This is a genomic window from Moorena sp. SIO2C4, from assembly GCF_010672485.1.
GTDB lineage: Bacteria > Cyanobacteriota > Cyanobacteriia > Cyanobacteriales > Coleofasciculaceae > Moorena > Moorena producens.
The window spans coordinates 1-1,702 of the sequence record NZ_JAAHGN010001342.1; the positions used below are offsets into that span (position 1 = coordinate 1).

The window sequence follows — 1,702 nt, forward strand, 5'->3', positions numbered from 1 at the left end:
TACCCTATTTCTGACCATCTGTGGCATTTTAAAACCAACTAGGGCAAGAGTGATGCTGTTATTTGGCAAACCTGTGGTAGCGGGTGAGTTTCGCCCAGAAATTGGTCTGGTGTTTCAGAATCCCCGATGACCAGTTATTTTCCCCTTCGGTCTGGGATGACGTAGCCTTTGGACCAGAGAATATGGGGTTACCAACGGTTGAGGTTGAACAGCGAGTTCAAGAAGCCCTATCCCTGACGGGTGTGGAACACTTAGCGGCTCGAGTTCCCCACAACCTGTCTGGGGGTCAGAAGTGTATGGTAGCGATCGCAGGGGTTTTAGCCATGGGTCCATCCCTAGTGCTTTACGATGAACCCAGTGCGAATCTTGACCTTCGTTCCCGGCGTCGCTTGATTAGCTTTTTGAAAGGGTCCCAGGAGACAATACTGATTTCCTCCCATGACCTAGAACTGATTTTAGAAGTATGCGATCGCGTTTTGCTACTTGACGAAGGGCAAATTATTGCTGACGGTCCTCCTCAACAGGTGATGGCTAATCAGGAGCTGATGGAGGCTCATGGTTTGGAAAAGCCTCACTCTATAGTTTAAGTTATCAGTAATCAGTGAAAAGTTAGTCGTTGGCGGTTGACTGTTGATTGTTAACCGTCAAGAATGATTAACTTGGTCAGCAGGATGGTGCTGGAGTAATTCAATTACCTTCCCCACTTAAAAACCGCTGCTCCCCAAGTCAATCCTGCACCAAAGCCGGAGGTAGCTATAATATCTCCTGATTTAATTTTCTCAAGCCGCACTGCTTCATCCAACACTATAGGTATAGAAGCCGCTGACGTATTACCATATTGAGCGAGATTACTTAGAACCTTGTGCTTAGGAATCTTCAGACGTTGGGCAACTGCATCCAGAATCCGCTGATTAGCTTGATGCAAGACCAGCCAATCCACCTGTTCAGTGCTGAGATCGGCTCGGAATAATGCTTTTTCAATCACTTCTGGTACCTTTTGCACTGCAAAGCGATAAACCTCTTTGCCACTCATGGTAATGGGCTGATAAGTCCCTTTACCAACAGTCAAACCCTTGACAATTTCCTGCTGTTGTGATTTATAGGCTAACTGAAGACAGCTATTTTGGGTACCATCACTACACAGTGCAAATCCCAGTAAGCGATCGGATTGATTTCCCTGCAAAACTACAGCCCCAGCACCATCTCCAAATAGTACACAAGTACTTCGGTCTGACCAATCCACCCACCTTGAGAGAATATCGGCACCAATTAGTAAGACATTTTGGTAAACGCCAGTGCGGATAAATTGGGACGCTGTAGCCAGTCCAAAGACGAACCCTGAGCAGGCTGCGGTTATATCAAAGGCAACTGCTTTTGATGCTCCCAGGAGTGCCTGAACTTGATTAGCACTGCCAAACAGATCATCCGGGGTTGAGGTGGCTAGGATAATCATATCTAGGTCATCAGGAGCAATTCCAGCCATAGCGATCGCATTCCTTGCTGCCCCAGTAGCCATCTCACTTAGACTCCCTTGTGCATGCACCAGATGCCTTTGCCGAATTCCGGTACGGGTGGTAATCCACTCATCCGATGTATCAACCATTTGGCTTAGTTGATGGATATCGAGGGTAACCTCTGACGCTGCGGAACCGCTTCCGGTAATAGCAATGCCTGTTCCTAGTTGATTCAAGGCTATTCTCCA

The 1,702-nt window shown here is 47.4% G+C and carries 1 protein-coding gene and 1 pseudogene; one reads left to right on the forward strand and one right to left on the reverse strand.

Going from position 1 to position 1,702, the window contains the following annotated elements:
* Positions 1–587 (forward strand): annotated as a pseudogene (locus F6K20_RS37325) (energy-coupling factor ABC transporter ATP-binding protein); the annotation flags it as partial.
* 104 nt (positions 588–691) lie between these two features.
* Here the strand turns inward: F6K20_RS37325 and F6K20_RS37330 are convergent.
* Positions 692–1,690 (reverse strand): beta-ketoacyl-ACP synthase III, encoded by a 999-nt coding sequence (locus F6K20_RS37330; protein WP_287298233.1) that lies wholly within the window; start codon positions 1,688–1,690, stop codon positions 692–694.
* Between the last annotated feature and the right edge of the window lie 12 nt (positions 1,691–1,702).